Origin of the sequence: Pseudarthrobacter sp. NPDC058196, assembly GCF_042882685.1 — a bacterium.
Taxonomy (GTDB): Bacteria; Actinomycetota; Actinomycetes; order Actinomycetales; family Micrococcaceae; genus Arthrobacter.
Window position 1 is genome coordinate 43,989 of the sequence record NZ_JBHVVN010000020.1, and the last position, 19,575, is coordinate 63,563.

The window sequence follows — 19,575 nt, forward strand, 5'->3', positions numbered from 1 at the left end:
GCACCGCGCCGGGAGGTGTCTAAGCGACGGCGAAGGGCTTGGGGCGGACGTACCCAGACACCGAAACGCACGAAGGGCCGTGGCTCGGCGAACCCGGCCACGGCCCCTCACTAAGCGACCTACCCTTCGAGCAGCTCCGTCACCAGGGCGGCGATCGGGGACCTTTCGGAGCGGGTCAGGGTGATGTGGCCGAAGAGCGGGTGGCCTTTCAGGGTTTCGACGACGGCGGCAATTCCGTCGTGGCGCCCGACGCGGAGGTTGTCCCGCTGGGCGACGTCGTGGGTGAGGACGATCTTGGAGTTCTGGCCCATCCGGCTCATGACCGTCAGCAGGACGTTCTTCTCAAGCGACTGCGCCTCGTCCACGATTACGAAGGCGTCGTGCAGGGAGCGGCCGCGGATGTGGGTGAGCGGCATGACTTCCAGCATGCCCCGGTCCATGACTTCCTCCACCACTTCCTGGCTGACCAGGGCCCCGAGCGTGTCGAAGACGGCCTGGGCCCAGGGGTTCATCTTTTCGGACTCCGAACCGGGCAGGTAGCCAAGCTCCTGGCCGCCCACGGCATACAGCGGACGGAACACGATCACCTTCCGGTGTTCGCGGCGTTCGAGCACGGCTTCGAGTCCTGCGCAAAGGGCGAGCGCCGATTTTCCGGTTCCGGCGCGTCCGCCAATGGACACGATACCGACGCCGGGATCCATCAGCATGTCGATGGCGAGACGCTGCTCGGCGGACCGGCCGTGGAGGCCGAAGACGTCGCGATCGCCCTTCACCAGGCGCACCTGTTTGTCCGTGCCCACCCGGCCCAGGGCCGAGCCGCGGTTGGAAAGGAGGACCAGGCCGGTGTTGACCGGCAGTTCCGCCGCGGCGGGGATGAACACGGGCTCGTGCCCGTACAGTGTGGAGATTTCCTGTTCGTCGGCTTCGATTTCGGCGACGCCGGTCCAGCCTGAGTCCTTGACGAGTTCATTGCGGTATTCGTCGGCGGTGAGCCCCATGGCGGACGCTTTGACCCGCATGGGGAGGTCCTTGGAGACCACCGTGACGTTGCGGCCCTCGTTGGCCAGGTTCTTGGCGACGGCGAGGATCCGGCTGTCGTTGTCACCGCTGCGGAAGCCCAGCGGCAGGACCTCCGCCGAAATGTGGTTGAGCTCCACCACGAGGGTGCCGCCGTCGTCACCAATGGGAATGGCCTGGTTCAGTCCGCCGTGCTTGACCCGGAGGTCGTCCAGGAGCCGCAGGGCCTTCCGGGCGAAGTAGCCGAGTTCGGGGTCGTGCCGTTTTGCCTCAAGTTCGGTGATGACAACGATTGGCACCACGACCTCGTGCTCGGCGAACCGCAGGAGTGCCCGGGGGTCCGAGAGCAGGACGGACGTGTCGATGACGAAGGTGTGGATGTCGGCTTCCCTTCGGGAGACAGCGAAACCGGCCGCAGCATCAGTTGCTGCGCCGGTTTCAAAAGTGACGCGCTCGGCGCGAGAGGTAGCTTTTCCGCCCTGTCCAGCCAGGACCTCGGGCAGTTGTTCAGAAGTAGCCACATCGACTCCAGCCCCGGGCACCAGCCCGGAATTGTTATTGGTGAGGCGGCTCGGCCACGAGGCCGGGTCCGGCCTCCCATACAACCGGTGCGATGTTTCGCTCCATGTATTGGCCTCCCCGATCAGCCGGCGGTTTTGCCTGCTGATGGATATAACGTAAATCCACCCGGGCAAGTTTCCGCAACCATTACGCGGCGATTCCCGTTGCGCGTCGATTAACTAGTTCTGAACCGGAGGTGTCAGGCGCCGAAGCGCCGCTGCCGGCCGGCGTAGTCACGCAGCGCGCGGAGGAAATCGACCTTGCGGAAGGCAGGCCATAAGGCTTCGCAGAAGTAGAACTCGCTGTAGGCGCTCTGCCACATGAGGAAGCCGGAGAGCCGCTGCTCCCCCGATGTCCTGATCACCAGGTCCGGGTCAGGCTGGCCGCGGGTGTAGAGGAAGCGCGAGATGTCATCGACGCACAGGTCGTCGGCGAGTTTGGAAATGTCCATGCCCTTGGCGACGGCGTCGTGCAGGAGTTCGCGGACGGCGTCGACAATTTCCCTCCTTCCGCCGTACCCGACTGCCACGTTGACGTGGATCTTTTCCCGCACCGGGGTCCGGGACGTCAGCTTGTTGAGCCGCTCGGCCAGGTAGTCCGGAAGCAGTTCGGGGGCACCCATCGCGTGGACGGAAATATTGGCGTCGTCATCGAGCCGGTCCAGCGTGTTGGCGATGATGCCCATCAGGAGGTCCAGTTCTTCGCTGGACCGGTTCATGTTGTCCGTGGACAGCATGTACAGCGTGACTACCTTGACGCCGAGTTCCTGGCACCAGCCGAGGAACTCGTGGATCTTGTCCGCCCCTGCCTGGTGGCCCTGGCTGGTGGGGGCGTTGAACTGCTTGGCCCAGCGCCGGTTGCCGTCCACCATGACGCCAATGTGGCGGGGAATGCGGTCGCGCGGGAGATCCTTGAGGAGCCGGCGTTCGTAGTAGCCATAGAGGAACCCGGGCAACTCCACGCGTCCACTCACCTGACTTTCCTGCCGTACGTACATCCACATCCTAGGCTACCGCCAGCGGCGCTCCGGGACGCGCCGGGTCCGGGGTGGTGGGCTCGGCGATAAGTTACCAGCGAGTAACTTACTGATCCGTAAGTTATTCTGGACCAATGAACAGCGACTCCCCGCAGGCTTCACAGCCATCCAGGCCGGAGGACCGGAACCCGGGCGACGGCTCGGAGCCGAACGCAGTGGATGATGCCGCAGTCCGGCTGGCGGAACTGCTGATGATCAAGCCGAAATGGCGCGGCTGGATCCATACCGTGACGGCCCCGTTGGCCCTTGCCGCGGGCATCGTCCTCGTTGTCCTGGCCCCCACCGCGGACCGGCGGATCACTTCTGCAGTCTTCGCGGCCACCGGCGTGCTGCTGTTCGGCGTCAGCGCCGTCTACCATCGCGGCAACTGGTCCCCGCGGGTCAAGCTGGTCCTCAAACGGCTGGACCACACCAACATCATGCTCGTCATCGCCGGAACCTACACGCCGCTTGCGTGGACGCTCCTGGAACGCCCCCAGGCGGTGATACTCCTGTGGGTCATCTGGTCCGGGGCCATCCTTGGCGTGCTGTTCAGGTTGTTGTGGACCGATGCACCCCGCTGGCTGTACGTGCCCATCTACATTGCGCTGGGGTGCGGCGCCCTGTTCTACCTGCCGCAGTTCTTCCAGGCGAGTCCGGCTTCAGCGGTCCTGATCTGCGTGGGCGGGGTCCTGTACATCACGGGCGCCGTCTTCTACGCCCTGAAGAAGCCAAACTTCAGCTACCACCACTTCGGCTTCCATGAACTGTTCCATGCACTGACGGTGTTCGCCTTCGCAGCGCACTTCGTCGCCATCGCCCTGGCCGTCCTGGCCTGACGCCGGTTTACTCGCCCGGGCGCTGGAGCCCATTTCCGTTGGACTCCGGCGCTGCCGGCCGCGGGCCCTCGTCGAGCCCGTCCTGCGCGTCAGCGGCCTCGACGTCCGCCGCGGTTGCGGCCGCCATGCGTTCTTCCTCCACCTGGGCGCGGTAGCGCACCCGGCGGATCCGCCGCACCATGTCGACGATCAGCAGGGCCGTGGCCACCACGAAGAAGGCCGTCATGACGAACCCCAGCAGGCCGGGGGTCACCTGGTCCTCGGAGATCCCGTCCCGAAGCGTCGGAGTGGGCAACGGGGTCGGCGTGGTGGCGAGGCGGAGGAGCAGAGAATGCACGGTTGATACCTTCTGGTGGAACGGATGCAGCAGGAAGCGGACAGCACGGGCCTTGGCCGCACCCGACTTCTACGCTGGATAGAAATAGCCTGCTCTGACTATCTTAGCCCGGCGAACAGGTCCTTCTCCGGGAGCTCGGACGGCACCCTCGAATGGATCAGGGAGTAGTCCTCCCAAGGCCAGGTCCGGCGCTGCATGTCGGGAGAGACGGCGAAGAAGAACCCCAGCGGGTCCACCTGCGTCCGGTGGGCGCGCAGGGCGTCGTCACGAACTTCAAAGTAGTCGCCGCAGTCAATCTGCGTGGTGGTGGGGTGCGGCGCCGGCGGCGGGGTGTGGCCCTCGGCATCGGATTCGAGCCACGCGGCCAAACGCTCGGCATACGGGGACTGGAGGCCCGCCTCTTCCAGCGCAAAGTGCAGCGCCCGGAACCGTTCGGGGCTGAAGGCGCGGTCATAGTAGAGCTTGCTCGGCTCCCACGCCTCCCCCGCGTGCGGGTATCGTCCGGGATCGCCCGCGGCTTCAAAAGCTTCAACCGCCACACGGTGGGCCATGATGTGGTCAGGGTGGGGGTAGCCGCCGTTTTCGTCGTAGCTGAGGATGACGTGCGGCTTGAACGAACGAACCAGCCGCACCAGCGGCGCCGCAGCCCGCTCCAGGGGCAGGGTGGCGAACGAACCGGCCGGAAGCGGCGGAAGCGGATCACCTTCCGGAAGTCCCGAGTCGACGAATCCGAGCCACGCCTGCTTGATGCCCAGGATGGAGGCAGCGTTGGCCATTTCCAGCCTGCGGGCACCTGCCATGTCCCGCTTCGGGTGTGGTTCGCCTTCGACTGCCGGGTTCTGGATGTCCCCGCGCGACCCGTCGGTGCAGGTTGCCACCATGACGTCCACGCCTGTGGCTGCGTACATGGCCATGGTTGCAGCGCCCTTGCTGGATTCGTCGTCCGGGTGGGCATGGACTGCGAGCAGCCGGAGCGGCACCTGGGAGTTGCTGGACGCTGTCATGGAAAGGACGGCTCCTTATTCTTGTTTCGCGGCTTGTCGCAGCCGAAGGATGTTGTCGCGGGCGGCAGTGGCCCACCGGCGGCCGCAGCCGCCGCAGAGTGCCGGAGGAAAGGGCACTAAACTGGTCTGGTGACTTCCCCGGACCAGCCGGCCCAATCCGCGCCTGCAGACACTAGCCTAGCCAATCGGTATGGTGCTAAAAAGCGCCGGTTCACTCCCAAGGCCACCCGCACCGCCATCGGAATCGCCCTGGCGGCCGGAATCGGGTTCCTGGCATGGGTTTCAACATCGAATTCGCTGTCCGGGGTGACATACAAGGACATCGGCTACAGCACCACCGATGCCACCGTCGCCGAGGTGGACTTCCAGGTCACGCGCGAACCCGGGAACGCCGTGAAGTGTGCCGTCAAGGCGCTGGATTCCAAGTTCGCCGTCGTGGGCTGGAAGGTGGTTGACATTCCGCCGTCAGCGGCGGATGGAACGGCCGACGGCGGCAGGACAGTCGCACAGCGCGTCACCGTGCTGACGGAGTCGGAGTCCGTGTCGGGCCTGGTGGACAGCTGCTGGATTCCGAGCCAGTCCCAATAAGGGATGTGACCCGCGACTCGTCCTGGTTGGGTTATCTCCAAGTGATTGACTACACTGGACAGATACCTTTACCCCGCTGAGCTGGTTGCTGCTCCACAAGTGGCCACCATGGCGGGGTCTTTTGCATGTAGGACCACCAGAGGAGAAGTCCGTGTCTACCACCAACAGCGCTTCTGTAGCCTGGCTCACCCAGGAAGCTTTTGACCGCCTGAAGGCAGAGCTGGACCACCTTTCCGGCGCAGGCCGGGCGGAGATCGTCCAGAAGATTGAAGCAGCGCGGCAAGAGGGTGACCTCAAGGAAAACGGCGGCTACCACGCAGCCAAGGAGGAGCAAGGCAAGATTGAAGCCCGCATCCGCCAGCTGACGGTGCTGCTTCGGGATGCCCACGTGGGCGAAGCACCTGCCGATGACGGCATCGTGGAACCGGGCATGATCGTGGTGGCCAAGATCGCGGGAGACGAAGAGACGTTCCTGTTGGGCTCCCGTGAAATCGCCGGCGACTCCGATCTGGATGTCTTCAGCGAAAAGTCCCCGCTGGGGGCCGCCATCGTGGGCCACAAGGAGGGGGACACCCTCAGCTACGTCGCTCCGAACGGCAAGGACATCAAGGTGGAGATCCTCTCCGCCAAGCCCTACGCCGCCTAGCCTTCGCCTGCCGGCATAAATTCAGCAACCACCGGCGGCCGCCCCTCAAGGGACGGCCGCCGCCGTGTTTTAAACGCCCCCGGGCTGGCAAACAGGCCCCTCGCTCAGGTCTCCACGGCAGCTGGGATGCGGGGCCGCAGCAGGAGCGCCGCCACGACGCCGCCGGCAGCACCGCCCAGGTGGGCTTGCCAGCTCACGTAACCGGCAACCAATGGCAGGGCGCCCAACAGGATGCTGCCGTATCCCATGAACAGGACCACAGCGAGCAGGATCTGCCGCCAGCTCCGGTTGAAGAATCCGCGCACCAGGAGGAACGAGAACAGCCCGAAGACCAGGCCGGATGCCCCCACGGTAACGCCGTCGCCAATGAGCCACACGGTCAGGCCGCTGCCCAGCCAGCTGAAGGCCAGCGCGGTCAGGAAGACGCGCAGCCCGGACAGGAACACCAGGAACCCGAAGATGACCAGTGGAAGGCTGTTGGAGAGCAGGTGGTTCAGGTTGGCGTGCAGCAGCGGGAAGGTGAAGATGTCCAGCAGCCCGTCGGCGCTCCTGGGCCGCAGCCCGAATGTCCTGACCAGCGCGCCCATCATGAGCGAGTTGGCCACCTCCAGGGCGAACAACAGGGCCAGGAAGCCGCCCAGCACTGCCAGGCCGCCCTTCGCGCGCGACGCCAAAGTCTGGCGCGCCGGGAAGCGTCCGTTACCAGCAGGTCCGGCCATGGGAGGTCCTAATGGACGACGATCGGCTGGAAACCTTCAGCGCGGAGTGCGCTGAGGACTTGCTCACCGTGCTGGTGTCCCTTGGTCTCAAGGTTCACCGTGATGGAAACGTCGCCCATGCTGATGGAACCACCCACGCGGGTGTGGTCCAGGCCGGTGACGTTCGCATCGTTTTCGGCGATGATGCGCGCAATGGTTGCCAGGGAGCCGGGACGGTCGTCCAGCATCATTCGTACGGTCATGTAGCGGCCGGCGGCGGAGAGGCCGCGCTGGATGACCTTGAGCATCAGCATGGGGTCGATGTTGCCGCCGGAGAGGACGGCCACCGTGGTTCCGGGGTTCTCGATCTTGCCGTCCATCAGGGCCGCCACGCCCACCGCACCGGCGGGCTCCACTACCATTTTGGCCCGTTCCAGCAGGAAGATCAGGGCGCGGGCCAGGGAGTCCTCGCTGACGGTGACCACGTCATCGACCAGTTCGCGGATGATGCTGAAGGGCAACTGTCCCGGGCGGCCCACGGCGATGCCGTCAGCCATGGTGGAAACCTTCTTCAGGGGCACCAGCGCATCGGCGGCCAGCGAGGGCGGGTAGGCGGCGGCGTTCTCCGCCTGGACCCCGATGATGCGGATCTCGCGGCCGAGTTCCCTGGCCCGGGCCTTGATGGCGACGGCGACCCCGGCAAGGAGCCCTCCGCCACCCACGCCCATGAGAACGGTGTCAACGTTGGGCACCTGTTCCAGGATTTCCAGGCCAACAGTCCCCTGCCCTGCCACGACGTCCACGTTGTCGAACGGGTGGACAAAGACCATTCCGGTCTCATTGCTGTAGCGCTGCGCTTCGGCGAGTGCTTCGTCAACGTTGTGGCCATGCAGGATCACTTCGGCGCCGTGGCTGCGGGTTGCTGCGAGCTTGGGCAGCGCCACTCCGAGGGGCATGTAGATACGGGCTTTGATGCCAAGGCTCTTGGCGGCGACGGCCACACCCTGGGCGTGGTTGCCGGCGGAGGCGGCCACCACGCCGCGCTTCTTCTCGTCTGCGGAGAGCCGCGCCATGCGGACGTAGGCACCGCGCACCTTGAATGACCCGGCCCGCTGCAGGTTTTCGCATTTGAAGTAGACGTCACCGCCCACCATGCCGCCCAGCGCGCGGGACGATTCCACGGGGGTGCGCGCAATAATCCCGTCAAGCAGCTTCTGCGCCTCAAGGACATCGTCCAGTGTGACGGGAAGGGTTTCAAGGATCTTCACGGACTACTCTCCTCTGGATTCGGCTCCGGTGCCCTCTCGGGAGGCGGTGCGGGCATCGCGGTGTTCGGCTGTTGCGCCGGCAGCCTCGAGCCCCGCATCGGATGCAGCCTGCGGTTCAACGTCCTCGATGGTGTTGTCCCCGCCCGCTCCGGCTGTGATGGGCTTTCCGGCGATGACCGGCACCTGTTCATGTTCCCACGTTCTTGCGGCAATGTAGCGAACGGCCGAGTTTGCTACGGCGAGGATGGGTACCGAGAACAGCGCCCCGGGGATTCCGGCGAGGTAGGAGCCCGCCGCAACGCTGAGGATCACCGCCACCGGGTGCAGCGAGACTGCCTTGCCCATGACCAGGGGTTGCAGGATGTGGCCCTCGAGTTGCTGGACCAGCAGGACGATGGCCAGCATCACCAGGGCATTGACCGGGCCGTTTGCCACCAAAGCGAGCAGGATGGCGACGGCGCCCGTCACCAGGGCGCCCACCACCGGAATGAAGGAGCCGAGGAAGACCAGCACGCCGAGCGGAAGCGCCAGCGGGACACCGATGATGGCCGCTCCGACGCCGATTCCGATTGCGTCGACGGCAGCGACAAACATCTGGATGCGCGCATAGCTGACCATTGACGCCCAGCCCTTGCGGCCTGCACCGAAGGTCGCGGCCCGGGCCTTCCGGGGCAGCAGCCTGACCAGGAAGGCCCAGATCCGGTCCCCTTCCAGCAGGAAGAAGATGAGGATGAACAGGGACAGGAGCATCCCGGCCGCGAAGTGTCCGGCGGTGCTGCCGAAGGAGAGCGCACCGCTGAGGATGCTGCTGCTGTTGTTCTGCAGCGCGTCACTGGCGTCCTTGACGTACTGGTCCACCTGGGCGTCCGTGAGGTGCAGGGGGCCCGTGGACAGCCAGTCCTGGACCTGCCGTATGCCTTCGAGGGCCTGGGACCAGAGCTCTCCAAACCCGACCGCGAGCTGGCGGCCCACCAGGGCCAGCGCGCCCGCGATGACCCCGATGAAGCCCAGGACCGTCACGGCGACGGCGAGGCCGGCGGGCAGGCGCCGTCGTTTCAGCCAGTGGGTGACGGGACTCAGGAGTCCTGCAAGGAGAGCGGCCACCATGATCGGAATGATCAGCAGGGTGATTTTGCTGAGCAGCCACACGAGGGTTCCTGCCATCAGCAGGATCAGGCCCAGCCGCCACGACCAGGATGCCGCAATACGGACGCCGTAGGGAATGTCTTTGTCGAGTTCACGATCCGTCAGCACCCTCAGCGGGGCGGCGGTGGCAGAAGGTCGGTTTGCCTGGGTCACGGCGTCCTCATGTGGCGTCATAACCCAATACTTCCGCAGCCTTGCGCTAATGCGAAACCAACGCCCCGGCCTGGGCCGGGACGTAGTCGATCCCCCATTCGATGCTGAAGGATTCGCCCGGCGGCAGCCAGCGCAGGCCGTCTCCTGAATTGGAAGCGTTCGCCGGTCCGGTCATCGGTTCCACGGCCACGGCGCGGGTCCGTCCGGGGTACTCGGTGCTGACGAAAATGTGGACGTAGCGGCAGGCCTCGTCCTGCCAGAGCGACACCGCGGCGCCGTCGGCGGCGGCAAGGGTGTGCCGCGCCCTGCCCCCGTCATAGTGCAGGTCGGTCAGGGCAACATCCACTGCGAGATTGGCAATGGCACTGCCGGAGCGGAAGTCGGTATCCCCGTCCACCGGTGCCGTGCTGCGCGGGATCAGTCGGTCGTCGGCCACCAGCCGGGTCTCAGCGGCGACTGTCAGCACCAGGTCCTCAACCGGGGTGTCACCGACCCGCAGGTAAGGGTGTGCGCCCAGGACGAACGGGGCCGGCGCCGTGGCCTCGTTGGTGAGCGTCTGTGTGACGTGGAGTCCCAGGTCTTCGGTGAGTTGGTATTGCACCCGGTGCCGGGCCAGGAAGGGGTATCCGTGCTGCGGAAAGATGGTGGCTTCCAGTTCCACTGAGTGTTCCGACTTCCCCACGAGGGAGTAACCGGCGTTCCGCAGGAGTCCGTGGCTGGCGTTGTTGCGGGACACTTCGGTGATGTCCAACTGTTGCTTCTTCCCATCCAGGAACCAGGTCCCGTTCTCCACCCGATTGGCCCAGGGCGCCAGCGTAATGCCGGTGGCGCCAGGCGCGATCTGGTCATCGCCGTAGGTTTCCGTGAGCAGGACACCGCCACGGTGGTACGAGCGCAGGCCGGCGGCGAGCTCGGTGACCACCGCCGCGGCGTCGCCGCGGCGCAGCTCGTGTTGGCGGCCGGTAGCGCAGGACGGGAGGAACGCGGGACCGTGGTTTTCGGGTTCGGACGAGGCAGTCATGGGCCTACCGTACAACGGGCGGAGCCGTGCCCGCATGAGCGTCGCTGTTACTTTTTGTTGTTAACTATTCTTTATTGAGCGTTTATGAGAAACTTTTGCCATGACAGGGATGACTACCACCACGCTCTCCGACGGTCGGGAACTGATGTACTTCGACGATGCGGGCACCACCGCGCCCCGGACTGCCGAACTCACCACGGACCATCGCGGACTGCCGCCCAGGGGCGAGCCGGGCGAGCTCCGGTTCGATGCACTGACCGGGGAATGGGTGGCGGTTGCCGCCCACCGGCAGGCACGGACGCACTTGCCTCCTGCGGACCAATGCCCCATCTGCCCCACCACTGACTCCAACGCGTCAGAGATCCCGGCCGCCGACTATGACGTTGTGGTATTCGAAAACCGCTTCCCTTCCCTTGGCCCGGCCCTGGGGCCCGTTCCGGCGGATCCGGGTTGGGGAACGAAAGGTCCCGCCTATGGCCGCTGCGAGGTGGTGTCCTTCACCCCGGAACACACCGGTTCGTTCAGCGGACTGAGCCAGGAGCGGTCCCGTACGGTGATCGAAGCGTGGGCACAGCGCACCGGTGCCCTCAGCGCCATGGCCGGCATCAAGCAGGTGTTCCCGTTTGAGAACCGGGGAGCGGATATCGGCGTGACGCTGCATCATCCGCACGGACAGATTTACGCCTACCCCTACGTCACGCCGCGCGCCGGCGTCCTGGGGGCTGCGGCCCGGAGGTACTACGACGCCAAGGACGGGAGCGAAACCCTGACCGGCTCCATGTTGCGGGCCGAGCGGGAAGACGGCAGCCGGATGGTGGTGGAGGGCACGCATTTCAGCGCCTACGTACCCTTCGCCGCGCGGTGGCCGCTGGAGATCCACTTGGTCCCGCATCGCCACGTCCCCGACCTCGCTGCCCTGAACGGGGAGGAGAAAGACGAGCTGGCGCAGGTGTACCTCGACCTGCTCAAGCGGGTGGACGCCCTCTACCCCACCCCGACGCCCTACATCTCAGCCTGGCACCAGGCTCCCCTGGACGAGGTCCTCCGCCCGGCCGGCTACCTCCACCTGCAGCTGACCTCCCCTCGCAGGGCAGCGGATAAGCTGAAATACCTCGCCGGCTCGGAGGCAGCGATGGGCGCGTTCATCAACGACACCACGCCGGAAAGCGTGGCGGAGCGCCTGCGCAGTGTTTCTGTCCCGTCGTCGACAGAGCCGTCCGCCATGGCGGCCGCACCAGAAGGAGCTTCCGCGTGAGCAGCCAGGACCAGGCCGGCACAGCCCCGGTCTCCGCCCACGATCTCGCCGCCCGCTTCACCGAGGCGTTCGGTGGCGCTGCCGACGGCGTGTGGCAGGCGCCGGGGCGGGTCAACCTCATCGGCGAACACACCGACTACAACGAGGGGTTCGTCCTTCCGTTCGCCATCGACCGCACCGCCCGGGTGGCCGTCGCGGTCCGCCCGGACCGGACCGTGCGGCTGCTGTCCACCTACGGTGACCAGGGCATCGTGACCACGTCACTGGACTCCCTGCACCCCGGAACGGCCAAGGGCTGGACCAAGTACCCCCTGGGTGTCATGTGGGCCCTCAGGCAGCGGGGCATCGACGTCCCCGGCCTGGACCTGCTCCTGGACTCCACCGTGCCGCTGGGCGCCGGCCTGTCGTCGTCGCACGCCATCGAATGCGCCGTGATCTCCGCCCTCAACGACCTCACCGGCGCCGGGCTTGGGGCCGAGGAGATGGTGCTGGCAACGCAGCGTGCGGAGAACGACTTCGTGGGCGCGCCCACGGGGATCATGGACCAGTCCGCGTCGTTGCGCGGCGCCAAGGGCCATGCGGTTTTCCTCGACTGCCGGGACCAGAAAGCCGCCCTGGTTCCGTTCGAGACAGAACCCGCCGGCCTGGTGCTGCTGGTCATCGACACCAAGGTGTCCCATTCCCATGCCGACGGCGGCTACGCCTCCCGGCGCGCGTCCTGCGAGCTCGGGGCGGAAGTCCTCGGGGTCAAGGCGCTGCGGGACGTCCAGGTGGGTGACCTTGAAGAGGCTGCCGGGCTGCTCGATGAGGTGACGTTCAGGCGGGTGCGGCACGTGGTGACCGAAAACGACAGGGTGCTCCAGACCGTCGAACTCCTGGACGGTGCCGGCCCGGCTGCCATCGGTCCGCTGCTGGACGCCAGCCACGTTTCCATGCGCGATGATTTCGAAATATCGTGCCCGGAGCTGGACTTGGCCGTGGACACGTCCCGGGCGAACGGGGCCCTCGGCGCCCGCATGACCGGAGGCGGGTTCGGCGGGGCCGCGATCGCCCTGACTCCCGTGGATGCGGAGCAGCAGGTGCGGACCGCCGTCGCCAAGGCCTTCTCCGACGCCGGCTTCAAGGCACCGGACATCTTCACTGTCTCCCCTGCCGCCGGAGCCATGCGTATTGCCTAGGCGCGCGCCAGCGCGGCCCTGACGGGCCGGGCGCGCAAAAAGGCCATGGGCCCCACCGTTTGGTGGGGCCCATGGCCTTTGCTTACGACGGCGGCAGTTGCCGCCGGTGGCTAGTCGTCGCCGCGCAGGATGGCCAGCAGGCGGATGATCTCCACGTACAGCCAGACGAGCGTGACAGTCAGGCCGAAGGCGGCCGTCCAGGAGAAGCGCTGCGGAGCACCGCTTCGGACTCCGGCCTCGATGCTGGTGAAGTCCATGATCAGCGAGAACGCTGCCAGGCCAATGGCCAGCAGGCCGATGAAGACACCCAGCGGGATGCCGAAGATCTCAAAGGAAGTGCGGAGGCCGAACGGAGACTGCACGGCTCCGGTCCACATCATCACCATGTTGATCAGCGCGAAGACGGCATAGCCGATCAGGGCGATCATGAAGAAGCGCATCGCACGGGGCGTGGCGCGGACCTTGCCGCTCTTGAACAGAACCAGGGTCACGGCGAAGACGGAGAGGGTGCCGATGACGGCCTGCAGGCCGACGCCGGGGAACATGCCGTCCAGGATGCGGGTCAGGCCGCCCAGGAACAGGCCTTCCAGGGCGGCGTAGGCCAGGATCAGGGCGGGTGAGGGCTGCTTCTTGAAGGTGTTGACCAAGGCCAGCACGAAGCCGCCCAAGGCTCCGACGATCATCAGCAGGGAAGCCAGGCCCTGCGCCACCACCAGGGTGACGGCTGCGCCCACCACCACTGCACCGAGGCAGGCGGCGGTCTTCATGATGACGTCGTCGAATGTCATCCTGCCGGTGTCGGCGGGGCCCGCAGACGGCTGGTTGTACATCTGCTGGAGTTGTTCGTCCGTCATGCCCTGGGGTTGGGTGCCCCATCCCTGCTGGCCGTAGGACGGCTGGCCGTACGGCTGCTGCCCGTACGGTGCCTGGCCGTAAGGAGCACCGTAGGGTGCCTGCGGGGCAGGCTGTGCCTGGGTGGCGCCACGGAAACTCTTTCCGTTGAAGATCGGGTTGCCGCCAAGTGCCATTGCGGAATTCCTCCATGTGGGTGTGGGTGATGAGCTGTTGGTTACGCTACCAAGTCCCACGTGGCGGCTGTGGTGAAAGTTCCCCCGGGGCCCGGTTGCAACCGAACCGTGACCGTTGCCTCCCGGACAACCGGGCCCCGCCGGGCGGCTATCCCACGCCCAGGTAGGCCTCCTTGATGGAAGGATCTTCCAGCAATTGCTTGCCGGTGCCGCTGTGCGTGATCTCGCCGGTCTCCAGGACGAAGGCCCGGTGCGCTCCCGCCAGGGCCTGGTTGGCGTTCTGCTCCACCATCAGGACGGTGGTCCCCTGGTTGTTGATCTCCTTGATGATCTTGAAGATCTGCCGGATGAACTGCGGTGCGAGGCCCATGGACGGTTCGTCCAGCAGGAGCAGCTTCGGGTTGGACATCAGGGCCCGTCCAATGGCCAGCATCTGCTGCTCGCCGCCTGACATGGTTCCGCCGAACTGCTTCTCGCGTTCCTTCAGCCGTGGGAACAGGTCAAAGACGCGGTCCAGGTCCTTGGATACGCCGCTTCTGTCCTTGCGCCCGAAGGTGCCCATGTCGAGGTTTTCCATCACCGTCATGCCCGGGAAGATCCCGCGGCCCTCGGGCGCCTGCGAAATCCCGTGCACCACCCGGATGTGTGCCTTCATCTTGGTGATGTCCTGGCCCGCGAAGGTGATCTTTCCCTCGGAGCAGTTCAACAGGCCGGAGATGGTGCGCATTGTGGTGGTCTTGCCGGCACCGTTGGCGCCGATCAGCGCCACCACTTCTCCTTCCTCCACGGTGAAGGAGATGTTCCGCAGCGCCTGGATGCGGCCGTAATGGACGGAAACGTCCTCAAGTTCAAGCAACGTCATCTTCAGGCTCTCCTAGGTAGGCGGCAACGACCCTCGGGTCTTCGCGGATCTCGCGCGGCAGTCCGTCCGCGATCTTCTTGCCGAACTCCAGCACCACGATCCTGTCGGTCACACCCATCACGAGCTTCATGTCGTGCTCGATCAGCAATACGGTGTAACCCTCGTCCCTGATGGTGCGGATGAGCGCCATCAGATCCTCTTTCTCGGCGGGGTTGAAGCCGGCGGCCGGCTCGTCGAGGCAGAGCACCTTCGGATCGGTGGCCAGTGCCCGGGCGATCTCCAGCCGGCGCTGGAAGCCGTAGGGCAGCTGGCGGGACAGGACGTGGGCGTGGCTGCTGATGCCCACGAAGTCCAGCAGGGCCATGCCGCGCTCGATGGCGGACTTCTCCTCCTTGATGTGGGTGGGCAGGCGCAGCAGGGCCCCGCCCACGCTGGTCCTGTGCCGCGCATCCAGGCCCACCACCACGTTTTCCAACGCCGTCATCTCGCCGAAAAGCCGGATGTTCTGGAAGGTGCGGGACAGGCCCAGACGCGTGATCTTATGCTGCTTGATGCCGTTCAGGACCTGGCCCTCCAACACCACTTTCCCGCTGGTGGGCTTGTAGACCCCGGTCATGGCGTTGAAGCACGTCGTCTTGCCGGCGCCATTGGGACCGATAAGTCCCAGGATCTCGCCGCGCTTGATGTTGAAGCTGATGTTGTCCAACGCCACGAGGCCGCCGAACTTGATGGTGAGGTTCTGGACCTCCACGATGTTGTCGCCCACCGCAACCGCGATATCGCGGTCCGGCGCCACTTTCTCGGCCAGTTCCTGGTCCACCCCGGCTTCGGCCAGGGCTTCGATGTCGATTTCCGGTGCCACAGCTGCCGGGCTGCCCTTGTCCGGCTGCTCCTCGACGCTGCCGGAGCCGGCCTGCCGTTCCTCGGAACTCATGCCTCCGCTCCCCTCTCTCCGGCCGTGCGGGTCCCGGGGCCGGGTGTTGGATTGTCCGTGTCTTTGGTTTCCGTGTCCCGGGCCGTGACCTTGTTAAAAGCTGTCCGGCCGTAGGCGAGCAGGCGCTGCCGTGCCGGGAGCAGCCCCTGCGAGCGGAAGATCATGATCAGTACCAGGGCGATCCCGAAGATCAGGTATTTGTACTCGGCGATGGCCGTGAACCTCAAGGGAATGTAGCTGACCAACGCCCCGCCCAGGATGGCGCCGACCTTGTTGCCGGCGCCGCCGAGCACGACGGCGGCCAGGAACAGGATGGAGGTGGTGACGTCGAACTTCTGGTTGTTGACGAACCCCACCTGCCCGGCAAAGAGCGCACCGGAAAGGCCTCCGATCGCGGCGCCGATGGCAAATGCCCACACCTTGTACTTGAAGGTGGGAACGCCCATGATTTCAGCTGCGTCCTCATCCTCGCGGATGGCGATCCACGCGCGGCCCACCCGGCTGCGCTCCAGGTTGCCCACCAGGAGGGTGACGATGATGATGATGGTCAGGGTCAGCCAGTACCAGGGCACACCGTTCGAGTTGGAGAAGATGGGCGTACCGTCAGCTTCGGTGCCGGGCGGGTGGCCGACGTTCTGGAAACCGACCTGGCCCTTCATGGCGGGAATGATCGTGGCCAGGATGCGCACGATCTCACCGAATCCAAGCGTCACGATGGCCAGGTAGTCGCCCCGAAGACGAAGGGTGGGGACACCCAGCACCACGCCGAAGAACATTGTCACCGCCATGGCCACCGGGATGGTCCAGAGGTACGGGATGTGCAGGAACGGTGAGTCGGGGCTGGTCAGCATCGCCGCGCAGTAGGAGCCGACAGCGAAGAAGGCGACATACCCAAGGTCCAGCAGGCCTGCGTATCCCACCACCACGTTGAGGCCTACCGCGATGAGGGCAAACCGTGCCATGTCGAAGCATGCGAGGGCGAAATTGTTGCCCGGCTCCGTGGTGATGATGGGCGGGTTGAGCAGCGGGAGCAGGTAGGCAAGGACAACCACGATGACCAGGAATGCCCACTGCTGCTGGCGGGACAGGGCGTGCCACCGGTCGGAGAAGTACCCGGACTTGCGTTTCCCGCGCTGCCGCAGATCGCTCTTGCCGGCCGCCTTGGACGAGGCTTCCCGGTCCTCTGCCGCCTGTGCGGCGGCCGCCGTCTGCAGCGGCGTGGGGCCATCCGTCATGCTCATGCTTTGCTCCTTCCAAGGGATGTTCCCAGGATGCCTTCGGGCCGCAGCAGCAGCACGAGCACCAGCACCACGAAGGCCACGACGTCGGTCCACTGCGAGTTGCCGAGCAGGATCTGGCCGTAGTTGCCGATCAAGCCAAGCAGCAGTCCACCCAGCAGGGCCCCGCGGACGTTGCCGATGCCGCCGAGCACGGCTGCGGCGAAGGCCTTGATGCCGAGGACGAATCCGCCGCTGTACTGGACACCGGAGGGGATTTTCATGACGTAGAACAATGCGGCGGCTCCTGCGAGCAGGCCCCCGATGATGAAGGTGGTAATAATGATGCGCTCTTTGTTGACGCCCATCAACGTCGCGGTGTCCGGGTCCTGGGCGACGGCCCGGATGCCGCGGCCGGTGCGGGACTTGCTGATGAAACGGTCGATGCCGACCATCATGATGACCGCCGCGATGATGATCACCAGCTGCTGGGAATCGACGATGGTGCCGAAGACATCAAAGATGGGGGTAGGCCGGAACATTGTCAGCGCAAGTTCGGGACTGGGACCGCGCCACAGGTAGATGAGGTACTGGATGGTGAAGGAAGCGCCGATGGCGGTAATCAGGAAGACAAGGCGCGGGGCGTTGCGTTGCCGGAGCGGTTTATAGGCAATCCGCTCAAGCAGGAAGGCCGTGGCTGCGGAGGCCAGCATGGCAAGGACCAAGGCCAGCAGCAGGTTCAGGATGATGGCCCAGATGTCGAGGCGGGGAACGGAAGGGCCGAAGCCAAGGCTGCTCAGGGTGAAGAAGACGGCGTAGCAGCCAACAATGAACACTTCAGAGTGGGCGAAGTTGATCAGGTTCAGGACGCCGTAAACGAGGGTGTAGCCAAGGGCGACGAGCGCGTAGATGGCGCCGAACGTCAGGCCGTCAAAGGTGGCACTCCAGAAATTCTGGGCCAGGGACGGTATATCGAAGGTGATCCAGTCATTTTCAGTGGGGAGCAGTGGGACGAGAGAGGGAAGCATGGGAACATCCTGATCCAGTTGCACGCGGCCTTCTGGGCCCGGCCGTGGGACTTGTGTCTAGTGACGTAGCTTGGTCCTGGGTTTGTTGCCAAGCGAAGAAAAGGCTGTGGGGGCCTGCAGTGCTGGCCCCCACAGCCGATTCCCGCCGGGTTGCTACTCCCCGATGGGGCCGATCGGAACGATCTTCCCGTTTTCCACCTTGTAGCCGTAGACGGTCGGAGCCTGGAGTTCGCCCTTGGCGTCCCACTTGTAGTGCTTGCTGAAGCCGTCCTTGTCATAGGCCTTGACCCACGACAGCAGGTCTGCGCGGCTCTGCTTGCCCGCGTCGATGCCGGACAGGAGGACCGTCGCGGCGTCGTAGCCTTCAATGGAGTACGTACCGGGCTCGGCGCCCTTGGAGACGTCCTTGTAAGCCGACGCGAAGTCCGGGATCAGTTCGCCCGGGAGGCAGGGGCAGGTGAAGTACGCGTTGTTCGACGCGTCGCCTGCCTGCTTGATGAACTGGTCGTCCTTGACGCCGTCAGGTGCCACGAACGTTCCGGTGAATCCCTTCCCGACCAACTGCTGGTCGAACGGCGCGCCTTCGGCGTAGTAGCCGGCGTAGAAGACGGCGTCGGCCTTGGCGTTCATGATCTTGGAGATGACTGCGGAGAAGTCCTTCTGCCCCGTGGTTACCTTCTCCGTGCCGGCCAGGGCGCTGCCCAGTCCTGCGGAAGTGGAGGTGCCCAGGCCGATGCCGTAGTCGGAGTCATCCTGGACCAGGTAGACCTTCTTGGCGCCGAGCTTGCCGGTGAGGAACTTGGCGGCGGCCGGGCCCTGGACGGCGTCGTTGCCGAGGCCGCGGAAGAAGGTGGTCCAGCCGTTTCCGGTCAGGGTGGGGTTGGTGGCCGACGGGGTGATGTGGACCAGGCCCTTCTGCTCGAAAATGTTGCCCGTTGCCTTGGACTCACCGGAGAACGGCAGCCCGATGACACCAAGGATGTCGGACTCGCTCACCAACTGGGTCACCGGACCGGTGGCCTTGTTGGGGTCGCCTTCGGTATCGAACTTCTTGAACTGGACCTGGCAGCCGGGGTTGGCCTTGTTGTGCTGGTCGATGGCCAGCTGGATGCCGTTGAAGATGTTGACGCCCAGCTGGGCATTGGGGCCGGTCTGCGCGCCGGCGTAGGCCAACGTAGTGGTGGCCGGGCAGGTTGCCTTGCCGTCGCCGGCCGGCTTGACCGCACCGGAGGGAACATCCACCTTGGAAATGGCGGGGATGTTCACTTTGTTGGAGGAGCCGGAGCTTTCGGTGGTGCCGGGGCCCGCCTGGTTGGCGCAGGCCGACAGCAGCATGCTGAATGTGGCTGCTGCTGCCAACGAGGTGAGGACTTTCTTTCGGTACATTTGTCTGCCTTCCGAAACAGGGCCATGCGATGCGCGTGCGGATCAATGGGACGCTGCGGCGCCCGAAAATGGGACCAGGTATTCCTGATTTAGGTTCAAGCTAATGCATGGAGGGCAACGAATCTAAGTGACTGAGGTCACAGCCTTATAACAGTCGTTGCCTATCCGGAATTAAATGGCGAAAGCCGCCTGCGGCGCAGGCGGCTTTCGGTCTCCGGGTGCCGGTTCCCCGTGCACGGGAGTAGTACCCCAGGTGGGACTCGAACCCACAACACGCGGATTTTAAGTCCGCTGCCTCTGCCAATTGGGCTACTGGGGCGCCGGGTCAATGGTACCTGCCGGCGACGCGTTGCCGGGAAACGACGACGGCGGCCGTCCCCGGAAAGGGGACGGC

19 protein-coding genes and 1 tRNA gene are annotated in these 19,575 nt (G+C 65.3%); 5 read left to right on the forward strand and 15 right to left on the reverse strand.

Features of this window, described 5'->3' with window-relative positions:
- Positions 1-119: 119 nt before the first annotated feature.
- Both ACFVVC_RS21420 and ACFVVC_RS21425 read right to left on the reverse strand, forming a co-directional pair.
- Complete coding sequence (locus tag ACFVVC_RS21420) at positions 120-1,538, reverse strand: PhoH family protein (protein WP_387458126.1); 1,419 nt, start codon at positions 1,536-1,538, stop codon at positions 120-122.
- Between the two features lie 239 nt (positions 1,539-1,777).
- A complete protein-coding gene (locus ACFVVC_RS21425; protein WP_387458180.1) occupies positions 1,778-2,539 on the reverse strand; it encodes an isoprenyl transferase in 762 nt (253 codons plus the stop codon).
- A gap of 149 nt (positions 2,540-2,688) precedes the next feature.
- Here ACFVVC_RS21425 and ACFVVC_RS21430 point away from each other — a divergent pair, with 149 nt between their 5' ends.
- Positions 2,689-3,432: a hemolysin III family protein gene (locus ACFVVC_RS21430; RefSeq protein ID WP_387458128.1), complete on the forward strand. Its 744-nt coding sequence runs from the start codon at positions 2,689-2,691 to the stop codon at positions 3,430-3,432.
- Positions 3,433-3,439: 7 nt separating this feature from the next.
- On the opposite strand, the gene ACFVVC_RS21435 is transcribed toward ACFVVC_RS21430, so the two are convergent.
- A complete protein-coding gene (locus tag ACFVVC_RS21435) occupies positions 3,440-3,769 on the reverse strand; it encodes a hypothetical protein (protein ID WP_387458131.1) in 330 nt (109 codons plus the stop codon).
- A 98-nt stretch (positions 3,770-3,867) separates the two neighbouring features.
- Positions 3,868-4,773, reverse strand: a complete 906-nt coding sequence (mca, locus tag ACFVVC_RS21440) for a mycothiol conjugate amidase Mca (RefSeq protein WP_387458134.1) — start codon at positions 4,771-4,773, stop codon at positions 3,868-3,870.
- Positions 4,774-4,902: 129 nt separating this feature from the next.
- On the opposite strand from mca, the gene ACFVVC_RS21445 reads away from it, so the two are divergent.
- Positions 4,903-5,361, forward strand: a complete 459-nt coding sequence (locus tag ACFVVC_RS21445; RefSeq protein WP_387458137.1) for a DUF4307 domain-containing protein — start codon at positions 4,903-4,905, stop codon at positions 5,359-5,361.
- Between the two features lie 151 nt (positions 5,362-5,512).
- Entirely contained in the window at positions 5,513-6,007 is a 495-nt protein-coding gene (gene greA / locus ACFVVC_RS21450; RefSeq protein ID WP_387458140.1) for a transcription elongation factor GreA, read from the forward strand.
- Between the two features lie 104 nt (positions 6,008-6,111).
- Here the strand turns inward: greA and ACFVVC_RS21455 are convergent, their stop codons facing one another.
- The 4 genes from ACFVVC_RS21455 to ACFVVC_RS21470 are packed head-to-tail and all read right to left on the reverse strand — an operon-like array spanning position 6,112 to position 10,293.
- Complete coding sequence (locus tag ACFVVC_RS21455; RefSeq protein WP_387458143.1) at positions 6,112-6,726, reverse strand: rhomboid family intramembrane serine protease; 615 nt, start codon at positions 6,724-6,726, stop codon at positions 6,112-6,114.
- 8 nt (positions 6,727-6,734) lie between these two features.
- On the reverse strand, positions 6,735-7,973 hold the full coding sequence (gene ilvA, locus ACFVVC_RS21460; RefSeq protein WP_387458146.1) for a threonine ammonia-lyase: 1,239 nt from the start codon (positions 7,971-7,973) through the stop codon (positions 6,735-6,737).
- Between the two features lie 3 nt (positions 7,974-7,976).
- Positions 7,977-9,293, reverse strand: coding sequence for an AI-2E family transporter (locus ACFVVC_RS21465; protein ID WP_387458149.1), 1,317 nt, complete (start codon positions 9,291-9,293; stop codon positions 7,977-7,979).
- A 25-nt stretch (positions 9,294-9,318) separates the two neighbouring features.
- Positions 9,319-10,293, reverse strand: a complete 975-nt coding sequence (locus tag ACFVVC_RS21470) for an aldose 1-epimerase family protein (RefSeq protein WP_387458152.1) — start codon at positions 10,291-10,293, stop codon at positions 9,319-9,321.
- Positions 10,294-10,393: 100 nt separating this feature from the next.
- Between ACFVVC_RS21470 and galT the strand changes: the two genes are divergently transcribed.
- Both galT and galK read left to right on the forward strand, forming a co-directional pair.
- On the forward strand, positions 10,394-11,548 hold the full coding sequence (galT, locus tag ACFVVC_RS21475; RefSeq protein WP_387458155.1) for a galactose-1-phosphate uridylyltransferase: 1,155 nt from the start codon (positions 10,394-10,396) through the stop codon (positions 11,546-11,548).
- Positions 11,545-12,726, forward strand: coding sequence for a galactokinase (gene galK / locus ACFVVC_RS21480; RefSeq protein WP_387458157.1), 1,182 nt, complete (start codon positions 11,545-11,547; stop codon positions 12,724-12,726). Before galT ends, galK begins: the two co-directional genes overlap by 4 nt.
- Before the next feature lie 110 nt (positions 12,727-12,836).
- Here galK and ACFVVC_RS21485 read toward each other — a convergent pair whose 3' ends face one another.
- The 7 genes from ACFVVC_RS21485 to ACFVVC_RS21515 form a co-directional block, all read right to left on the reverse strand.
- Positions 12,837-13,754 (reverse strand): Bax inhibitor-1/YccA family protein, encoded by a 918-nt coding sequence (locus ACFVVC_RS21485; protein WP_387458160.1) that lies wholly within the window; start codon positions 13,752-13,754, stop codon positions 12,837-12,839.
- A 148-nt stretch (positions 13,755-13,902) separates the two neighbouring features.
- The gene (locus ACFVVC_RS21490; protein WP_368665758.1) at positions 13,903-14,610 is read right to left on the reverse strand and encodes an ABC transporter ATP-binding protein; all 708 of its coding nucleotides are present in this window, start codon (positions 14,608-14,610) and stop codon (positions 13,903-13,905) included.
- On the reverse strand, positions 14,603-15,550 hold the full coding sequence (locus ACFVVC_RS21495) for an ATP-binding cassette domain-containing protein (protein ID WP_387458163.1): 948 nt from the start codon (positions 15,548-15,550) through the stop codon (positions 14,603-14,605). The genes ACFVVC_RS21490 and ACFVVC_RS21495 overlap by 8 nt, the downstream gene beginning before the upstream one ends.
- Positions 15,547-16,791, reverse strand: coding sequence for a branched-chain amino acid ABC transporter permease (locus ACFVVC_RS21500; protein WP_387458166.1), 1,245 nt, complete (start codon positions 16,789-16,791; stop codon positions 15,547-15,549). Before ACFVVC_RS21500 ends, ACFVVC_RS21495 begins: the two co-directional genes overlap by 4 nt.
- A complete protein-coding gene (locus ACFVVC_RS21505; RefSeq protein WP_387458169.1) occupies positions 16,788-17,795 on the reverse strand; it encodes a branched-chain amino acid ABC transporter permease in 1,008 nt (335 codons plus the stop codon). Before ACFVVC_RS21505 ends, ACFVVC_RS21500 begins: the two co-directional genes overlap by 4 nt.
- 153 nt (positions 17,796-17,948) lie before the next feature.
- Positions 17,949-19,181 (reverse strand): branched-chain amino acid ABC transporter substrate-binding protein, encoded by a 1,233-nt coding sequence (locus ACFVVC_RS21510; RefSeq protein WP_387458172.1) that lies wholly within the window; start codon positions 19,179-19,181, stop codon positions 17,949-17,951.
- Between the two features lie 245 nt (positions 19,182-19,426).
- Positions 19,427-19,500, reverse strand: a tRNA-Leu gene (locus ACFVVC_RS21515).
- Positions 19,501-19,575: the final 75 nt, after the last annotated feature.